This window comes from Tolypothrix sp. PCC 7601 (assembly GCF_025677855.1).
GTDB classification, from domain to species: domain Bacteria; phylum Cyanobacteriota; class Cyanobacteriia; order Cyanobacteriales; family Nostocaceae; genus Aulosira; species Aulosira diplosiphon.
Genome location: NZ_CP064879.1, coordinates 4,195,638 through 4,216,053 on the forward strand (window position 1 = coordinate 4,195,638; position 20,416 = coordinate 4,216,053).

Annotated in this window: 6 protein-coding genes; all 6 read left to right on the forward strand. The window is 39.7% G+C overall.

The window, feature by feature from the left end:
• Positions 1 to 15 precede the first annotated feature (15 nt).
• Complete coding sequence (locus HG267_RS17395; RefSeq protein ID WP_045869972.1) at positions 16 to 5,424, forward strand: ATP-binding sensor histidine kinase; 5,409 nt, start codon at positions 16 to 18, stop codon at positions 5,422 to 5,424.
• A 75-nt stretch (positions 5,425 to 5,499) separates the two neighbouring features.
• On the forward strand, positions 5,500 to 10,902 hold the full coding sequence (locus HG267_RS17400) for an ATP-binding sensor histidine kinase (protein ID WP_045869971.1): 5,403 nt from the start codon (positions 5,500 to 5,502) through the stop codon (positions 10,900 to 10,902).
• A gap of 76 nt (positions 10,903 to 10,978) precedes the next feature.
• Complete coding sequence (locus tag HG267_RS17405; RefSeq protein ID WP_369792176.1) at positions 10,979 to 15,532, forward strand: ATP-binding protein; 4,554 nt, start codon at positions 10,979 to 10,981, stop codon at positions 15,530 to 15,532.
• Positions 15,533 to 15,626: 94 nt separating this feature from the next.
• Positions 15,627 to 16,763, forward strand: a complete 1,137-nt coding sequence (locus tag HG267_RS41915; RefSeq protein WP_375539725.1) for a sensor histidine kinase — start codon at positions 15,627 to 15,629, stop codon at positions 16,761 to 16,763.
• 87 nt (positions 16,764 to 16,850) lie between these two features.
• Positions 16,851 to 18,947, forward strand: coding sequence for an ATP-binding protein (locus HG267_RS17410; protein ID WP_228045359.1), 2,097 nt, complete (start codon positions 16,851 to 16,853; stop codon positions 18,945 to 18,947).
• A 25-nt stretch (positions 18,948 to 18,972) separates the two neighbouring features.
• A complete protein-coding gene (locus HG267_RS17415) occupies positions 18,973 to 20,292 on the forward strand; it encodes a sensor histidine kinase (protein ID WP_045869969.1) in 1,320 nt (439 codons plus the stop codon).
• Positions 20,293 to 20,416: the final 124 nt, after the last annotated feature.

The following is a 20,416-nucleotide window of genomic DNA, read 5'->3' on the forward strand; positions in this document are numbered from 1 at the left end:
TCAGATGAGCGTAATATGGTTAGCACTCTTATTAGTATTCCCGGATATCGCATTAGTGAAGAACTCTACAATGGTTCGAGAACAATAGTTTATCGCGCAGTTAGAGAAACTGACTCAGTACCAGTAGTCATTAAACTGCTGAAAAATCCTTATCCCAGCTTTAGCGAACTGTTATTATTTCGCAACCAATACACCATTGGCAAAAATCTCAACTCACCCCTGATTATTCAAACCTATAGCCTTGAATCTCTGCACAATGGCTATATGTTAGTCATGGAAGATTTTGGCGGTATTTCCCTCAAGGATTATTTTTCTAAAAATCAGCGTGTTACATCTAGAGAGGAATTTTTAGTAATAGCGATCGCACTCTGCGACATCCTAGATTTACTCTACCATGAGCGGATTATCCACAAAGATATCAAACCCAGCAATATCTTAATCAATCCTGAAACTAAACAAGTTAAATTAATCGACTTTAGTATTGCATCATTATTACCCAGAGAAACCCAAACTCTAGTTAACCCCAATGTTTTAGAAGGTACACTCGCTTATATATCTCCAGAGCAAACAGGGAGAATGAATCGGGGGATTGACTATCGCACAGATTTTTATTCTCTGGGTGTGACATTCTATGAATTATTGACAGGAGAATTACCCTTTGCATCTAATGATGCGATGGAATTGGTACATTGTCATATCGCTAAACATCCCCCATTAATACATGAAATTAATCCAGATATCCCCTCAGTTATCTCAGAAATAGTCGGTAAATTGATGGCGAAAAATGCCGAAGATAGGTATCAGAGTGCATTGGGATTAAAATTTGACTTAGAAAAATGTTTAATTCAGCTAAAAGAAACTGGAGAAATTCAAAGCTTTGAGATTGGACAAAGGGATGTGTGCGATCGCTTCATCATTCCTGATACACTTTATGGTAGAGAAACCGAAGTTCAAACCCTACTAGAAGCCTTTGAACGTGTCAGTCAAGGCGCAACAGAAATAATGCTGGTAGCAGGGTTTTCTGGAATTGGGAAAACTGCGGTTGTCAACGAAGTGCATAAACCCATTGTCAGACAACGCGGCTACTTTATTAAAGGTAAATATGACCAATTTCAACAAAATATTCCGTTTTCGGCATTTGTGCAAGCATTCCGCGATTTAATGGGGCAATTACTCTCAGAATTTGATGCACAATTGCAAATTTGGAAAACCAAAATTCTGGAAGTTGTGGGTGAAAATGGACAAGTTTTAATTGATGTAATTCCCGAATTGGAACATATTATTGGCGCACAACCACCAGCTACAGAACTATCAGGAACTGCTGCCGAAAATAGATTTAATTTGCTCTTGCAAAAGTTTGTACAAGTTTTTACTAATCAAGAACATCCTTTAGTGATGTTTTTAGATGATTTGCAATGGGCGGATTCTGCATCGCTAAAATTGTTACAACTGTTGATGCAAGATACAAAATATTTATTGTTATTGGGAGCATACCGGGATAATGAAGTATCATCAACTCACTCATTTATCATGACGATAGATGAACTGAAAAAATCTGAAGTATTAGTTAATAAAATCATTCTCCAACCATTAAGTGAAGCCAAGCTCAACCAGTTAGTCGCAGATACACTAAATTGTGAATTATTGCCAGCACAATCTTTGACAACATTAATTTATCAAAAAACCAAAGGTAATCCTTTTTTCTCTACCCAGTTTCTTAAAGCATTAAATAATGAACAGCTAATTACCTTTGACTTCGCATCTCGCAATTGGCAGTGCGATATCGCTCGAATCAAAGCTTTAGCAATTACTGATGATGTGGTTGAATTTATGTCCCTACAATTGCAGAAATTCCCACAACACACTCAAAATATTCTCAAGTTAGCAGCTTGCATAGGGGCACAGTTTGATTTGCAAACATTGGCGATTATTTCAGAACAAGTACTAGAAGCGACTGCGGCAGATTTATGGAAAGCATTGCAAGAAGGGCTGATTATTCCGAACACGAAAATCTATAAATTCTTTGTTAAATTTGAACATATATCTAGTGATTATGCAGCAGCTAATCCAGTTTATCGATTTTTACACGACCGCGTTCAACAAGCAGCTTATTCCCTGATTCCTGATGAAAAAAAGCAAGTAACGCATCTGAAAATAGGACAGTTACTTCTGCAAAATTCTGCTGAAATAGAACGAGAAGAAAAACTGTTTGATATTGTGGGACATTTGAATCAAGGACAAGTATTAATTCATCAACCACAAGAACGAAAAGCCTTAGCAAAACTCAACTTAAAAGCTGGAAATAAAGCTCGAAATTCCACTGCATACACCGCCGCTAGAGAGTATTTTCAGACGGGAATTGAGTTATTAGAGATTAATTGTTGGCAAAGTCAGTATGAATTAGCTTTGAATTTGTATATAGCAGCAACAGAAGCCAGTTATTTGAATGGTGATTTTGACGCTATGGAACAACTTGCTTTCTTGGTGTTGCAGCAGGCACAGAGCATTATTGACAAAGTTAAAATCTACGAAATTCAAATTGCCGCACTCACCGCTAGTAGCCAAATATTAGCAGCGATCGCAGTAGGTAGAGAAGCTCTAGCTCAACTGGGAGTAGAATTACCCAGCCAAGTAGACGAAACGCAGATTAGGAAAGCCTTAGCAGCAGTGAATCAGCAACTCCAAAGCCGAGAAATTGCTGCACTGATAGATTTACCCCTAATGAGCGAACCTCAAGCTCAAGCTGCAATCCAGATATTAAGTATGTTGTTTCCACCAGTATTACTGGGAATACCTGGTTTAATGCCTATTCTCGGTGCGACGATGGTACGCTTATCGCTGGAATTTGGTAATACTCCCGCCTCAATCCCTGGCTATGCAATTCATGGGATGGTGATGTGTGCTTTTTTTGGCGAAGTCGAAATTGGCTATGAGTTTGGTAAATTAGCTCTCTCATTACTGGAAAAATTGAATGTTCCAGGTATGAAGTGCATCACTCTCAACCTTTTTGGGGCTTTCATCCACCATCACCGACAAGCACTGTTAACAACACTAATCATCCAGAAAGAAAGCTATCGGGCGGGGATGGAAAACGGTGATTTTCTCTACGCTGGCTATAGCATACAAGGGTATGCCTTTGGGAGGTTGTTCACAGGTGCAGAACTGAACGCTTTGGCAGATGAATTACATACTTACAGTACTGCTCTGGCTCAATTTAAACAAGATTCGGCGCGGATTTATTTGGATATGGTGCAGCAAACAGTGGCGCAATTTAGAGAAACAGTCAGCCAAAGCGATCGCTTAATTGGCACTTTCTATGATGAAACGGTGATGTTCCCGAAGCATGAACAGGATAGGGATCTCACTGCGTTCGCTTTTACCTATAACTACAAACTGTTACTTGCCTACTCTTTTGGCAATTATCACGCTGCCCTCGAATATATCACCCAATTTAAATCTTATTTAATGGCAGTGTCAGGAATGTTTTTAGTTCCCTTGTTCCATTTCTATGCAGCCCTGACCCACTTAGCACTTGTTTCCACAGAACCAGAGAAAATTTTCGCCGAAGTAGAAACCCATCAAAAAACTCTGCATCAGTGGGCGGAAAATGCACCCATGAATCATTTACATAAATGGCATTTGGTGGAAGCAGAAAAGTGTCGAGTTTGTGGCGATAAATTAGCAGCAATGGAGCATTACGAGCAAGCCATTACCCTGGCTAAAACTCACCAATTCCTCAACGAAGAAGCCTTAGCTAACGAATTGGCTGCCAAATTCTATCTTGATTGGGACAAAGAAAAAATTGCTCAAACCTACATGATGGAGGCTTATTACTGTTATGCCCGTTGGGGTGCAAAAGCCAAAGTCATCGATTTAGAACGCCGCTATCCCCAATTACTGCTACCAATTCTGCACAAACAACAACCGACTTTCAAACCAACAGAAACAATCCTGTCTATCTCCTCTCACACAATTCAAAGTTCCTCCCTGAGCAATACTAGCCTTTCACAAGCCCTTGATTTAGCAACTATTATTAAAGCCTTTCAATCACTTTCGTGCGAAATTGAGTTAGAGAAATTACTCTCAACCTTACTTCAAGTAATTTTGGAAAATGCTGGAGCCGATAAATGTGCATTACTGATGCCAAAAGGTGATTGTTGGGTAATTGAAGCATTATCTCAATTCCAACAAAGAGCCATAATTTTACAATCTCTACCCTGTGAAGAAATCGTATCTGTTAGCTTAATTAATCGAGTTAAAAATACTCTGGTTGCGGCTGTTGTAGAAAATGCCGTAGTCGAGCCAACTTTGCTGGCTGATCCTTATATTCTGCACCATGCACCCAAGAGTATTTTCTGTGCGCCAATTCTTAATCAGGGCAAATTGATGGGCATTTTATACTTAGAAAATAATTTAACATTGGGAGCATTTACCAGCGAACGCATTGAAATACTCAACTTACTCTGCACCCAAGCGGCAATTTCTCTAGAGAATGCCAAACTGTATCATCAATTAGAGAACTATTCCCATAATCTTGAACAAAAAGTAGCAGAACGTACTCAGGAATTAACAACAAAAGCCACTCAGCTAGAGTCAACACTCAATCAACTGTACTCAACTCAAGCCCAACTAATTCAAGCTGAGAAAATGTCCAGTTTAGGACAATTAGTTGCGGGAATTGCTCATGAAATTAATAATCCGATTAATTTTATCTATGGCAACTTATCAGCAGCCAATGAATATGTGACCTCCTTAATTGAGTTAAATCATTTATATCAGTCAATTTATCCGCAAACATTGCCAGAAATTGCCCAAAAGATTGCAGATATTGACCTAGAATTTATCTTAAATGATTTACCTAATCTCCTATCTTCGATGAAAGTGGGAGCAGAACGCATCCGTCAAATAGTGCTGTCCCTACGAAATTTTTCCCGCTTGGATGAATCAGAAATCAAAGAAGTAGACATTCACTCTGGTCTTGAAAGTACGTTGTTAATTTTGCAGCATCGACTTCAAAGTAATAGTAAACGTCCAGAAATTATACTCAGTAAACAATATGGAGTCTTACCTTTAGTTAATTGTTATGCTTCGGCTCTCAACCAAGTGTTTATGAATATCATCAATAATGCCATTGATGCTTTAGAAACATCAGATAACAATCGCCAACCAACTATTATGATTAAAACCGAATTAACTGAAACTAAAAATGTAATTATTCGGATTGCCGATAACGGTATAGGAATGAATCAATCGGTGCAAAATCAGATATTTAATCCATTTTTTACGACAAAACCAGTAGGTAGCGGTACTGGCTTGGGGCTATCAACTAGCTATTCAATTGTCGTAGAAAAACATTGCGGTCAATTAAGTTGCATTTCCGCACCAGGAGAAGGTACTGAATTTATCATTAAAATTCCTGTGTAAATTCTAGCTTTACCTTACAGATAAATTCGGCTATCTGGGAATACTAGATTGAGAAATCATTAGGGTGAGCGCAATATGGTTAGCACTCTTGTCAGTATTCCCGGATATCGCATTAGTGAAGAACTCTACAATGGTTCGAGAACGCTGGTTTATCGTGCAGTTAGAGAAACTGACTCAGTACCAGTAGTTATTAAACTGCTGAAAAATCCTTATCCCAGTTTTAGCGAACTGTTGTTATTTCGCAATCAATACACTATTGGTAAAAATCTCAACTCACCTCTGATTATTCAAACCTATAGCCTTGATGCAATCAATAATGGCTATATGTTAGTCATGGAGGATTTTGGCGGTATTTCCCTTAAGGATTATTTCACTAAAAATCAGAGTGTCGCATCTGTTGAGGAGTTTTTAGAAATAGCGATCGCACTCTGCGACACCTTAGATATACTCTACCATGAGAGAATTATTCATAAAGATATTAAACCCAGCAATATCTTAATTAATCCTCAAACCAAACAAGTTAAATTAATCGACTTTAGTATTGCTTCCCTATTACCCAGAGAAACCCAAACTCTAGTTAACCCCAATGTTTTAGAAGGTACACTTGCTTATATCTCTCCAGAACAGACAGGGAGAATGAATCGCTCTATTGATTATCGCACAGATTTTTATTCCCTGGGTGTAACTTTCTATGAATTACTGACAGGAGAATTACCCTTTGTATCAAATGATGCGATGGAATTGGTACATTCTCATCTTGCTAAAACTGCACCGTTATTACATGAAATTAATCCCAATATCCCTTCAGTCCTCTCAGGAATTGTCAGCAAATTGATGGCGAAAAATGCCGAAGATAGATATCAGAGTGCATTGGGATTGAAATTTGATTTAGAAAAATGTTTAACTCAGGTAAGAGAAACTGGTGAGATTGGAGACTTTGAAATTGCTAGTCGGGATTTGTGCGATCGCTTCATTATTCCCGATAAACTTTATGGCAGAGACAAGGAAGTTAAAACCCTATTAGCAGCATTTGAGAGAGTCAGCCTTGGTGCAACAGAAATGATGCTAGTGGCTGGGTTTTCGGGAATTGGGAAAACTGCGGTTGTCAACGAAGTGCATAAACCCATTGTCAGACAGCGCGGCTATTTTATTAAGGGCAAATTTGACCAGTTTAATCGCAATATTCCCTTTTCTGCCTTTGTGCAAGCCTTTAAAGATTTAATGGGGCAATTATTAACAGAAAACGATGAGCAAATTCAGCAATGGAAAAATAAAATATTGGAGGCTGTAGGTGAAAACGGACAGGTAATAATTGAAGTCATCCCAGAATTAGAAAACATTATTGGCGAACAACCCCCAGCAGTAGAATTATCAGGAACCGCCGCCGAAAATCGCTTTAACTTATTATTTCAAAAATTCACCCAAGTCTTTACCACTAAAGAACATCCCTTAGTCATATTTTTAGATGATTTGCAATGGGCAGATTCGGCATCATTAAAATTAATACAGTTATTAATGGCTGATACATGCCATCTATTATTAATTGGTGCATACCGCGATAACGAAGTTCCACCAGCACATCCATTAATGTTGACTTTGGGCGATCTCCAAAAAAAACAAGCTCAGATTCATACAATTACTTTAAAACCCTTAATTCAAAATATAGTCAACCATTTAGTAGCTGATACCCTCAAATGTCCAGAAGAATTAGCCTGGAATATTTCAGTATTAATCTATCAAAAAACTCAAGGTAATCCGTTTTTTGCCACGCAGTTTATCAAAGCACTACATCAAGAAGGATTAATTCAATTTGATTTTGAATTAGGCTGTTGGCAATGTGATATTGCCCAGGTAAAAACACAAGCAGTTACAGATGATGTTGTTGTTTTTATGAGTCTGCAACTGCAAAAACTACCTTTATCAACTCAAGAAGTATTGCAGTTAGCTGCTTGTATTGGCAACTCCTTTGATTTAAATACTTTGGCCCTTGTTTCACAACAATCAGAAATTGAGACAGCATCTGCTTTGTGGAAAGCATTACAAGAAGGTTTGATTTTACCAATTAATGATGTTTATAAGTTTTATGTCGGACAAGCAACCCAGTCACAGACATTAGAAAATCAAGCAACTGTTACCTACAAATTTTTACATGACCGAGTACAACAAGCAGCTTATTCACTGATTGCTGACGAGCAAAAACAAACTACTCACCTGCAAATTGGTCGGCTATTATTGCAAAATTCTGACCCCAGCGAAAGGGAAGAACGATTATTTGATATCGTCAATCATTGCAATGTTGGTATTGCCCTAATTACAACACCCCAAGAGCGAGAAAATTTAGCTGACTTAAATCTTGCGGCTGGACGCAAAGCTAAGGTTTCTACTGCCTATAATGCAGCCATTAATTATCTAAGCATAGGTATAGAACTGTTACCTGCAACTGCTTGGGAAAGCCATTATCCCTTGACTCTGGCACTTCATGAAGAAATCGCCGAAGCCAGCTATCTCAACACCAATTTTGAGCAGATGGAAGAATGGGCAAGTGTGGTATTGCAACAAGCAAAAACCTTACTTGATACGATCAAAGTTCAACAAACTCGGATTTTAGGTTCTAACGCTCAAGGAAAACTCCTAAATTCTGTGCAAATGGGGTTAAATTTGTTAAATTCCTTTGGTATTGAATTTCCCGAACAACCTACTCAGGAAGATATTGGCCAAGCTTTTAGTATAACGCAACTACTTTGGGCAGACAAAGACTCCAGTAGTTTCTTATATCTACCAATAATGACAGATCCCCATCTGATAGCAGCAATGGAAATCTTGACAGCTTTAGTACCTCCTGCATATATGGTGGCTCCCAATCTTATGCCATTACTCATTTTCAAGCAGGTAGAATTATCTATCAAATTTGGTAACTGTCCTGTTTCTGTATTTGCTTACGGTGATTATGGGTTAATTTTATGTGGCATTATTGGCGATATCGAAAACGGTTATCAGTTTGGAGAATTAGCATTAAACCTTCGAGAAAAATTCCAATTAATATCATTAAAAACTCGCAATTTGTATATAGTTTATCTCTTCACTAAACATTGGAAAATTCCTCTTTCTCAAGTGCTTTCTGGATTAGAAGAAACCTACCACAGTGGGTTAGAAACTGGAGAAATTGAGATGGCTTGCCGGGGTGCTATGTCATACTGTTATTACGCTTACCATACAGGTCAAGAACTAACAGAACTGGCACAGACAATGGATGTTTATCGTCAAATTACTCATCGCTACAAACAAGAAATCGTTCTAGATTGTCAAGAAGTTTATCAACAAACTGTACTAAATTTATTAGGGCAAGCAGAAGTGCCACATTGCCTGAGTGGAAATATTTTTAGTAAAGAATTGTCTCTCCCTAAACTACAAGCTGTCAATCAAAGAACAGCGTTGTGTATGTGGTATCTCAACCAAGCCTTTCTCTATTATCTCTTCGGGCAAAATAGTGAGGCATATAAAACATCTGCTCAAACTGGACAATATCTAGATGGTTGCGTGGGGCAATTTATGATTCCCCTCTACTCATTTTATGATGCGCTGATTCAATTAACTCAGTATGCAACAGCATCCACACAAGAGCGTGAGTCAATCTTACTAACAGTACAACACCATCAAGATAAATTACAGCATTGGGCAAATTTAGCTGCTTGTAATCATCGCCATCGCTGGGAATTAGTCGCCGCAGAACATCATCGAGTATTGGGTAACAAAATTGATGCCATTGAATGTTATGACTGTGCTATTTTTCTAGCTAAAGAAAACAACTTTATTCAAGATGAAGCTTTAGCTAACGAACTGGCTGCCAAATTTTATCTTGATTGGGGTAAAGAAAAAATCGCTGTCAGCTATATGCAAGAAGCATATTATTGTTATGCCCGTTGGGGAGCCAAAGCCAAAGTCGCTGATTTAGAAAAACGCTATTCCCAATTACTCGCACCTATATTACAGCAAAGCCGTTCGGTTGTTTCTACTCACGAAACTATTTTTCCTTTGGCGACTGTCACCTCCATCAGTTCTGCTATATCCAACAGCACCAGTGTTTCAGATACCCTAGATTTAACAGCAATTCTCAAAGCATCTCAGGCTATCTCCGGTGAAATCGAACTAGACAAGCTACTTTCATCGTTACTTACCATCGTCATCGAAAATGCTGGGGCTGATAAATGTGTGTTAATGCTGTTGCAAGACAATCATCTGCTAATTCAAGGCTCAATTACCCAAATAACACAACCCATTGTGTTGCAAAGTCTTGCCATTGCAGACAGCCAAGATATTCCCCACAAGCTGATTTACAAAGTCAAAAACAACCAACAAACTGTTGTCTTGTTGGATGCAGCCGCAGATATCACCTTTGCTAACGATCCCTATATCATCCGTCAGCAACCTCAAAGTATCTTGTGTATGCCAATTTTACATAAAGGTAAGTTGCTGGGGATTTTATATCTAGAAAATAATTTAGCAAAAGGAGCGTTTACAAGCGATGGCTCCGCCAACGCCAAGGGCGAACGCATCGAACTACTCAACCTCATCTGCGCCCAAGCCGCCATTTCCCTAGAAAATGCCCGACTTTACCAACAAGCTCAACAAGCACTGCAAGATTTACAACAAGCCCAATTACAAATTATCCAAAGTGAAAAAATGTCTGCATTGGGTAACTTAGTCGCTGGTGTCGCTCACGAAATGAATAATCCTTTGGGCTTTATTGCGGCAACTCTCAAACAAGCTAAACCGACCTTTGCCGATATTATTGAACACTTGAAAATTTATCAAGAAACCTTAAGCGATAAAACTGAAGCAATCCTCGACCACGAGTCGGAAATCGATTTGGAATATAGCTTAGAAGACTTGCCTAAAATGCTCGATTCCATGACAATGGCTTGCGATAGATTAAAAAACATTAGTACTTCCCTACGCACTTTCTCCCGTGCTGATAGAGATTACAAAGTACCATTTAATATTCATGAAGGCATTGATAGCACAATCTTAATTCTCAAACATCGTCTCAAGGCTAACGAACAACGTCCAGCGATTGAAATAATCACTAACTACGGTGATTTACCCCTGGTTGAATGTTTTCCTGGGCAATTAAATCAGGTATTTATGAATATTCTAGCGAATGCAATTGATGCATTAGAGGAATCAAACTACGGACGTAATCTGGAGGAAATTAAGGCTCATCCTAACCAAATTAAAGTTACTACATCAATAGCGGAGCAATCCGTAAAAATCTCGATTGCAGATAATGCTAAGGGCATGAGCGAAGAGGTAAAACACAAAATCTTTGACCATTTATTTACTACTAAAGGAGTTGGTAAAGGCACAGGTTTAGGCTTGGCTATAGCTAAACAAATCGTTGAAGAAAAACACGGAGGTAAGTTATCTTGCCAATCTAGTCTAGGCGAAGGTACTGAATTTATTATTGAAATACCAGTGTAAATCTTAGCTTTCACTTTGAGATCAATTCAGCTATCTGGGAATACTAGATTGAGAAATCATCAGAATGAGCGCAATTATGGTTAGCACTCTTGTCAGTATTCCCGGATATCGCATTAGTGAAGAACTCTACAATGGTTCGAGAACGCTGGTTTATCGCGCACTTCGAGAAAGTGACTCAGTACCAGTAGTTATTAAACTACTAAAAAATCCCTATCCCAGCTTTAGCGAACTCTTATTATTTCGCAATCAATATACCATAGGGAAAAATCTCAACTCACCTCTAATTATTCAAACCTATAGCCTTGACGCAATCAATAATGGCTATATGTTAGTCATGGAAGACTTTGGCGGTATTTCTCTCAAGGAGTGGAGAATGGGGAAAACCTTACCATCTCTACAAGAGTTTTTAGTAATAGCGATCGCACTTTGTGACATCCTAGACTTACTCTACCATGAAAGAATTATTCATAAAGATATTAAACCCGGCAATATCTTAATTAATCCTGAAACGAAACAGGTTAAATTAATTGACTTTAGTATCGCATCACTATTACCCAGAGAAACCCAAACCCTAGTTAACCCGAATGTTTTAGAAGGAACACTCGCTTATATATCTCCTGAACAAACAGGGAGAATGAATCGGGGAATTGATTATCGTACAGATTTTTATTCTTTGGGTGTGACATTCTATGAATTACTTACAGATGAGTTACCATTCTCATCTCATGATGCAATGGAATTGGTACATTCTCATCTGGCGAAAATTCCGCCCCTCATACATGAAATTAATCCAGATATTCCCTTGGTTATCTCAAAAATCGTCAGTAAATTGATGTCAAAGAATGCTGAAGATAGATATCAGAGTGCGTTAGGTTTGAAGTTTGATTTAGAAAAATGTTTAATTCAGCTAAAAGAAACTGGTGAGATTGGAGACTTTAAAATTGCGAGTCGGGATTTGTGCGATCGCTTCATTATTCCTGATAAATTATATGGCAGAGAATCCGAAGTTCAAACTCTACTAGAAGCCTTCGATAGAGTCAGCCTTGGTGCAACCGAAATGATGCTGGTAGCTGGTTTCTCTGGAATTGGTAAGACTGCGGTTGTTAATGAAGTGCATAAACCAATCGTTAGACAACGGGGCTATTTTATTAAAGGTAAATATGACCAGTTTCAACGCAATATTCCCTTTTCGGCTTTTGTGCAAGCATTCCGCGATTTAATGGGGCAATTGTTAACCGAAAGCGATGCCCAAATTCAGGAATGGAAGCACAAAATATTAGAGGCTGTAGGCGAAAATGGTCAGGTAATTATTGAAGTCATTCCCGAATTAGAAAACATTATTGGTACTCAACCTCCCGCAGTAGAACTATCAGGTGTAGCCGCAGAAAATCGCTTTAATCTATTATTTCAAAAATTCACCCAAGTTTTTACAACTAAAGAACATCCCTTAGTCATATTCCTGGATGATTTACAATGGGCTGATTCCGCATCACTCAAGTTAATGCAGCTATTAATGGCTGATACCGGTCATCTTTTCATTATTGGTGCCTATCGTGATAACGAAGTTAATCCAGGACATCCCTTATTGATAACCTTGAGCGAAATCCACAAGACACAAGCCACCATTAACACAATTACTTTAGCACCACTGAGTCAAATCAAAGTCAATCAATTAGTAGCTGAAACACTCAAATGTGCAGAAGAATTGGTCTGGAGTCTTTCTAAATTAATTTATCAAAAAACCAAAGGTAATCCATTTTTTACCACCCAGTTTCTTAAAGCATTGCATCAAGATGGACTGATTAGCTTTGATTTTGAATTAAACTGTTGGCAATGTGATATTGCTGAAGTCAAACTGCAAGCAATTACAGATGACATTGTAGCTTTTATGAGTTTGCAATTGCAAAAACTACCGCAATCAACTCAACAGGGATTGCAGTTAGCGGCTTGTATTGGCAACTCTTTTGACTTAGCTACTTTAGCAATTGTTTCACAACAATCTCAAATTGAAACTGCTGCTATTTTGTGGAAAGCATTACAAGAAGGTTTGATTTTACCAATTAGCGATGTTTATAAATTTTATATTGGGTCAGAAACTTTAAAACATACCTCAGAAAATCAACAGACTGTTAATTACAAATTTTTACATGACCGAGTACAGCAAGCAGCTTATTCTCTGATTCCTGATGAACAAAAACAGGCAACTCACTACAAAATTGGACAATTACTATTATCCCAAATATCCTCAGAAGACACAGAAGAACGCATATTTGAGTTAGTCGGTCAATTAAATCATGGCCAGACATTAATGAGCGAGCAACACCAACGGGATGATCTCGCTCGTCTCAATCTGATTGCAGCTCGTAAAGCGAGGACGACAACAGCTTATCAAGGGGGGCGCGAATATGTTCGCATCGGCTTATCTTTGTTGGGAGAAACAGCTTGGCAAAGACAGTATGAAATCACCTTGGCTTTCTACGAGTTAGCCGCAGAATTAGCATCTTTATGCGGAGATTATGCGGCGATGGAATCTATGATTGAAACAGTAATTGAGCAAGTACACTCTGTACTAGAAAAAGTCAACGTCTACCGGATTCGCATTGTTTCTCTGATCTCTCAAAACAAATTACTGGAATCGATTGAGGTAGCCCGAAATGTTTTAGCTTTGCTGGGCTTACCACTGCCCGAAACCATGACGGAGGATGATTTTCTGCCGATTATCGCTGAGGTAAATCAACTGATAGGAGAGCGTGACATTGAGGATTTGGTACACCTACCGAGAATGAGCGATCGCCGAATTATAGCGATCATTGAAATCGTAACTCGTTTGTTCTCATCTGCCTATATATCGGGTTCTTCGTTGTATGTTGCGCTGGTGACGATACCCGTAAAGCTATCCATTGAATATGGTAATACACCCGCTTCTATAGCTGCTTATTCTTGCTACAGCATTATTGCTGCTAATTTTTTACAAGATGTGGATGTAGCAGTGAAATTCAATCAGTTGGCTATACAACTTACCTCAACCTTAGACGCAAAAGTGATTAAACCAGAGGTATTTCATGTGGCTGGGCTGTTTACATCACATCGCAAATTCCACATTCGAGACGTTCTACCTTTGATACAAGAAGGATACACTACAGGATTGGAAGTGGGAAACATAGAGTATGCCGGATATAATGCCCATGCTTTCTGTGCTAATTCCTTCTGGTGCGGTCGTCCTCTCGATATCTTAGAGCCAGAAATTCGCGCCTATCATCAGGCGTTAGTCCAAATGAGTCAATTAACCCCAGCAAATTGGTGTCGAGTCTATTGGCAAGGTACTTTAAATTTGTTAGGAGATTCAGAATCTCCCCATATTTTTGCGGGGGAAGCCATTGAAGAGACAGAGTTTCTCCCCCAACTCATCTCAGTGCGTGACGTGCTGTGCTTGTACGCATTTTATGTGCTTAAACTGATGTTGTGTTGTTTATTTGACTATGTAGAAACTGCTCGGATTTATACCGTTGAGGTAAAACGCTATTTCAACGGTGGAGCGGGAAGTTTGGGAGAAGCGGAATTTTATTTCTACGATTCTTTGACGGCGTTGGCTACTTTGCGTCAAGGATTAGAGGAGCGATCGCAACTACTGCAACAGGTAGAAGAAAATCAAACAAAATTGCAACAACAATGGGTTAAATATGCTCCCATGAATCATCAGCATAAGTTTGATTTGGTCAAAGCTGAACAATATCAGGTATTAGGACATAACTATGAAGCAGGAGACTGCTACGATCGCGCTATTGTAGGTGCTAAAGCCAATGGCTATATTCAAGAAGAGGGTTTAGCTAACGAATTAGCAGCAAAATTTTACCTGGCTTGGGGGAAAGAGAAAGTCGCCGCAGGTTATATGCAGGAAGCATATTATTGTTATGCTCGTTGGGGAGCAAAAGCCAAAGTCGCCGACTTAGAAAAACGCTATCCCCAATTACTCGCCCCTATATTACAGCAAAGTCGTTCTGTTGTTTCTACTAACGAAACTATCATCAGCTTGGGGACTGTGACATCTACCAGTTCTGGTACATCCAGCAGTAGCAGTGTCTCAGCTACTCTCGATTTAAAAGCAATTCTCAAAGCTTCTCAGACTATCTCCTCTGAAATCGAACTAGACAAACTACTTTCATCGTTACTGTCTATCATCATCGAAACTGCTGGGGCTGATAAGTGTGTGTTAATGCTGTTGCGAGATGAGCGTCTGGTAATTAAAGGCTCAATTATCCAAGGAACAAACCCAGTGGTATTGCAGCAAATTCCTGTGGAAGATAGTCAAGAGATTCCCCACAAGCTGATTTACAAAGTTAAGCACAGTCAACAAACTGTTGTCTTATTGGATGCAACCGTAGATACCACCTTAGCTAATGAACCCTATATTATCCGCCAGCAACCTCAGAGTATTTTGTGCAGCCCGATTTTGCATCAAGGAAAATTACTGGGGATTTTATATCTAGAAAATAGTTTAGCAACCGGGGCGTTTACAAAAGAGCGCGTCGAACTCCTCAACCTACTCTGCGCCCAAGCCGCCATTTCCCTAGAAAATGCCCAACTTTATCAACATTCCTTAGAATCTGCCCAACAAGCGATCGCTCCATGAGTTAAAAACTGCTCAATCTCGTTTCCATAATCTAGTAGATAACGTTCCTGGGGTGGTGTATCAATTTTTGATGACTACTGATGGTTCGGTGTCAATGTCATACATTAGTAACGACTGTTATGACCTCTATGAAGTCACCGCCGAACAAGCGATCGCCAATGTGCAGATCATCTTGGATATGGCGCATCCAGAGGATGCTGAATCTCAGCGTCAGTCGATTGCAGATTCAGTTCAAACCTTGACTCCTTGGCGGTGGGAGGGGCGAATTGTTACCCCCTCTGGAATTACCAAGTGGATTCACGGGGAAGCACGCATAGAAAAACTTGTCGATGGCACGTTAGTCTGGGATGGACTGTTGTTGGATATCAGTGAACGCAAACAAGCTGAACTAGCTTTGCAAAACGCCCAATTACAAATCGTACAAAGTGAAAAGATGTCTGCATTAGGTAACTTAGTTGCTGGTGTCGCCCACGAAATGAATAATCCCTTGGGCTTTATTGCGGCTACTCTCAAACAAGCTAAACCCACCTTTGCTGATATTGTTGAACATTTGAAAATCTATCAAGAAACTTTAAGCGATAAAACTGAAGAAATCCTCAACCATGAGTCAGAAATTGACTTGGACTATACCTTAGAAGACCTGCCTAAAATGCTCGATTCTATGACAATGGCTTGTGACAGATTAAAAAATATCAGCATTTCCTTACGCACTTTCTCTCGTGCTGACAGAGATTACAAAGTGCCATTTAATCTTCATGAAGGCATTGATAGTACAATCTTAATTCTCAAACACCGTCTCAAAGCTAATGAACAACGTCCCGCCATTGAAGTAATCACTAACTACGGTGATTTACCCCAAATTGAATGTTTCCCTGGGCAATTAAATCAGGTATTTATGAATATCTTAGCCAATGCGATTGATGCTTTAGATGAATCGAATCACAGACGAATTTTTGAGGAAATTCAAGCTCATCCCAACTGCATTACTGTGACAACTTCTAGGGAAAATAATCTTGTCAAAATTGCTATTGCTGATAATGGTAAGGGGATGAGCGAGGAAGTGAAACAAAAAATATTTGACCATTTATTCACTACTAAAGGAGTCGGTAAAGGTACAGGTTTAGGTTTGGCTATAGCTAAACAAATTGTTGAAGAAACTCACGGTGGTAAGTTGAAATGTCACTCAGCATTAGGAGGAGGTACTGAATTTATCATTGAAATTCCCTTGTAAATTAGAGATTTTACTTATAGATAAATTCATCTATCCGGGAATACTAGATTGAGTTGAAATCCGCTATATAAGGAGATTATGAAAGCGATGAACCAACCTATCAATCTTGATCCTTCAGGGATCAACATTTTTGTCAACGAAGCTGCGTTTGATTCCACTCTACAAGGATATCGAGAAAATGCCGATCGGATCATGGTGGGTGTGAGCATTTTCCTCACCTTAGTTTGCTTGGCTATTTCACCACTCCGAGATACTTGGCTAGCAGCCTGTGGCATTGGATTGCCCACACTAATCGCATCTATTGCGTTGGTGCATCGATATACCGGAGCATTAATCACTCGGTTATTTATCGCTACTAGCTTTATGATTTACACAGGGCTAATCATCCACCAAAATGGTGGAGTTACAGAGGCGCATTTTGCATCCTTTGGGCTGATTGGCATTCTTTTGTACTATCGTGACTGGCGAACTATTTTTGTAGCCACAATTGTTTTTTCTTCACACCATCTGGTACTGGGCTATGCTCAAACCCTTGGTTTGCCAATCTATGTGTTTGCTAGCCCACACTTCCGGCAAATGTTTTTTGTCCATGTGAGCTACTTTTTACCTTTTGTGGGCATGATTCTTTACCTATCAATTTGGCTGCGGCGAGAAGGGTATAGAAACCAAAACGATTTGCAGGAGCTAAGAGAGACAAAACTCAAATTACAAGACTTAAATTCCTCCCTTGAGCAACAGGTGGTGCAGCGCACAGAGGAACTGGAAACGGCCAAGGCTCTCGCCGATGCTGCCAACCAGGCAAAGAGCGAATTTCTCACTAACATGAGCCATGAACTTCGCACGCCGCTCAATGGCATTCTTGGCTATGCTCAAATCCTCGATCGCTCTACAATGCTCCCAGACAAAGAGCGCCACGGAGTTAGTATTATTCATCAGTGTGGCACTCACCTACTGACTTTGATCAATGATATCCTCGATCTCTCCAAAATTGAAGCTCGTAAATTAGACCTAACTCCACAAGCAATTCACCTGCCCTCATTTCTGCAAGGGGTGGTTGAAATCTGTCAGATTCGAGCCGAGCAAAAAAAGATTGAGTTTCACTATGAACCGGATGCTAACTTGCCGGAGGGGATTTCCGCCGATGAAAAACGACTGCGTCAAGTTTTGATTAATCTGTTGGGCAATGCAATTAAGTTCACAGATCGAGGCAGGGTGATGCTACGAGTCAGTTGCCAGACTGAGGCTGTTGAACAAATGGTCAAGTTGAACTTTACTGTGGCGGATACAGGCGTTGGGATTGCCTCCGAAGATATTAGCAAACTGTTTCAAGCATTTGAACAGGTGGGTGAACAGAATCGCAAAGTTGAAGGTACGGGTTTAGGACTTGCGATTAGTCAGCAGATCGTCAATTTAATGGGTGGACAGATTGAAGTCAAGAGCCAACAAGGCGTTGGCAGTGATTTCTCCTTTACGATCGCTGTCCCTGTGATCAACAACTGGCAGCAACAGCAGACGAAAGCTTTAGGCAACCCCATCGGTTATGAAGGTAGGCAACGCCATATTCTTGTCGTAGACGATCGCTGGGAAAACCGTGCTGTGTTACTCAATCTGCTAGAACCTCTTGGTTTCAATATCCTAGAAGCCGATAATGGCAAGGAATGTCTCGATCGAATTCAGAAAAATCAGCCTGACTTGATCATTACAGATATTACGATGCCCGTCATGGATGGGTATGAGCTGTTAAAGCAAATTAGGCAATCAGAGTCATTCAAGCATTTAAAAGTCCTAGTCTCCTCCGCTTCTGTTGCCCACACCGATCGACAAATGGCACTTCAAGCAGGCGGTGACGATTTTTTACCCAAACCAGTTCCCGCAAGTATGCTGCTTGAACTATTAGAGAAATATTTACATCTGAATTGGTTGTATGAAACATCATCAGAGGATTGCCATGAAGACATTGCTCCCTCAGACCCTGCCGAGGTGATTCCCCCTCCCTCCTCAGTGCTAGAGGAACTGCTTTCCCTGGCACAAAAGGGACGCTTCAAAAAATTTACCGATCTAGTCACAGACATGAAGCAGCAAGATCCTCGCTTCCAAGTATTTGCTGAGAAAATTCTGCAATTGGCTCAACAGTATCAGTTCGAGAAAATTGAAGAACAGCTACAAATCTATCTAAATGTATAATCCAATTTTTGAGGCGTAAACTTCAATGAGCAGTACTGACGCAGGATTAATTCTCATCGTTGATGATGTTCCAACGAATATTGATGTCATCCGTGAAACTCTTGAAAATCAAGGTTTTGAGGTAGCGATAGCAACCAGTGGTGAGCGAGCGATCCAACAAGTTGTACAAGAAATCCCTGACCTGATTTTGCTGGACGTTATGATGCCAGGGATTGACGGATTTGAAACCTGTCAACGTCTAAAATCCCTTCCCCTCATCCAAAATGTTCCAGTTATTTTTATGACTGCTCTCTCAGATGCGGAAAATAAAGTGAAGGCTTTGGAACTGGGTGCCGTTGATTATGTCACTAAACCATTTGAAGCACGAGAAGTACTAGCACGAGTCAGAACCCATTTAAAGTTACATCGCTTAACCCAAAAGCTAGAGCAGGAAGTGAATAAACATGTATCTGAACTTCAGAGTATTCAAATACAACTGGTAAAGAGCGAAAAAATGTCGGCTTTGGGCAATTTGGTTGCGGGTATTGCTCACGAAATCAATAACCCGATCGGGTTCCTCAATGGCAGCATTAATAACGGCAGAGACTATGTGCAAGACTTACTCGAACATTTGACCCTCTACAAACAGCATTATCCGCATCCAGTCACCCCGATTCAAGCTCATGCTGAAGATATTGATTTGGAATATATCTGCGAAGATTTACCCCAGTTGCTCAACTCAATGCAAGGGGCAACTGATCGGATCAAATCCATCAGCACCAGTCTCCGCACCTTCTCCCGTGCTGATACGGAATACAAAGTTAGTGCGAACCTGCATGAGGGAATTGATAGTACCCTGCTGATGTTGAAATATCGCCTCAAGGCTAATGAACACCGTCCGGCGATCGAGGTAATCCGCAATTACGGTGACATACCATTGATCGATTGTTTTCCGGGTCAATTAAATCAGGTGTTTATGAATATAATTGCCAATGCGATCGATGCATTAGAGGAATCGAATTACGGACGTAATCTGGAGGAAATTCAAGCTCATCCTAACTCCATTACAATTACCACATCAATAGCAGATCAATCTGTAAAAATCTCTATTGTAGATAATGGTAAAGGTATGAGCGAAGAGGTAAAACAAAAAATCTTTGACCATTTATTTACTACCAAAGCTGTCGGTAAAGGCACAGGTTTAGGGTTGGCTATAGCTAAACAAATTGTCGAAGAAACTCATGGAGGTAAGTTATCTTGTCAATCTACTATAGGCGAAGGTACTGAATTTATTATTGAAATACCGTGTAAATTAACTTCAGTTTGGGTTCAGGGCTTAAATTTGAAGACTGGTACGAAAGTATAAGTTTTTCAGGCTGTCAAAACTAACGACAAAATCAGGGTTTGAGCGTATACCGAATTCAGGTTAAATTATAATCATAACTTTATTTATCTATCTGGGAATACTAGATCCAGAAATCATCAGATAA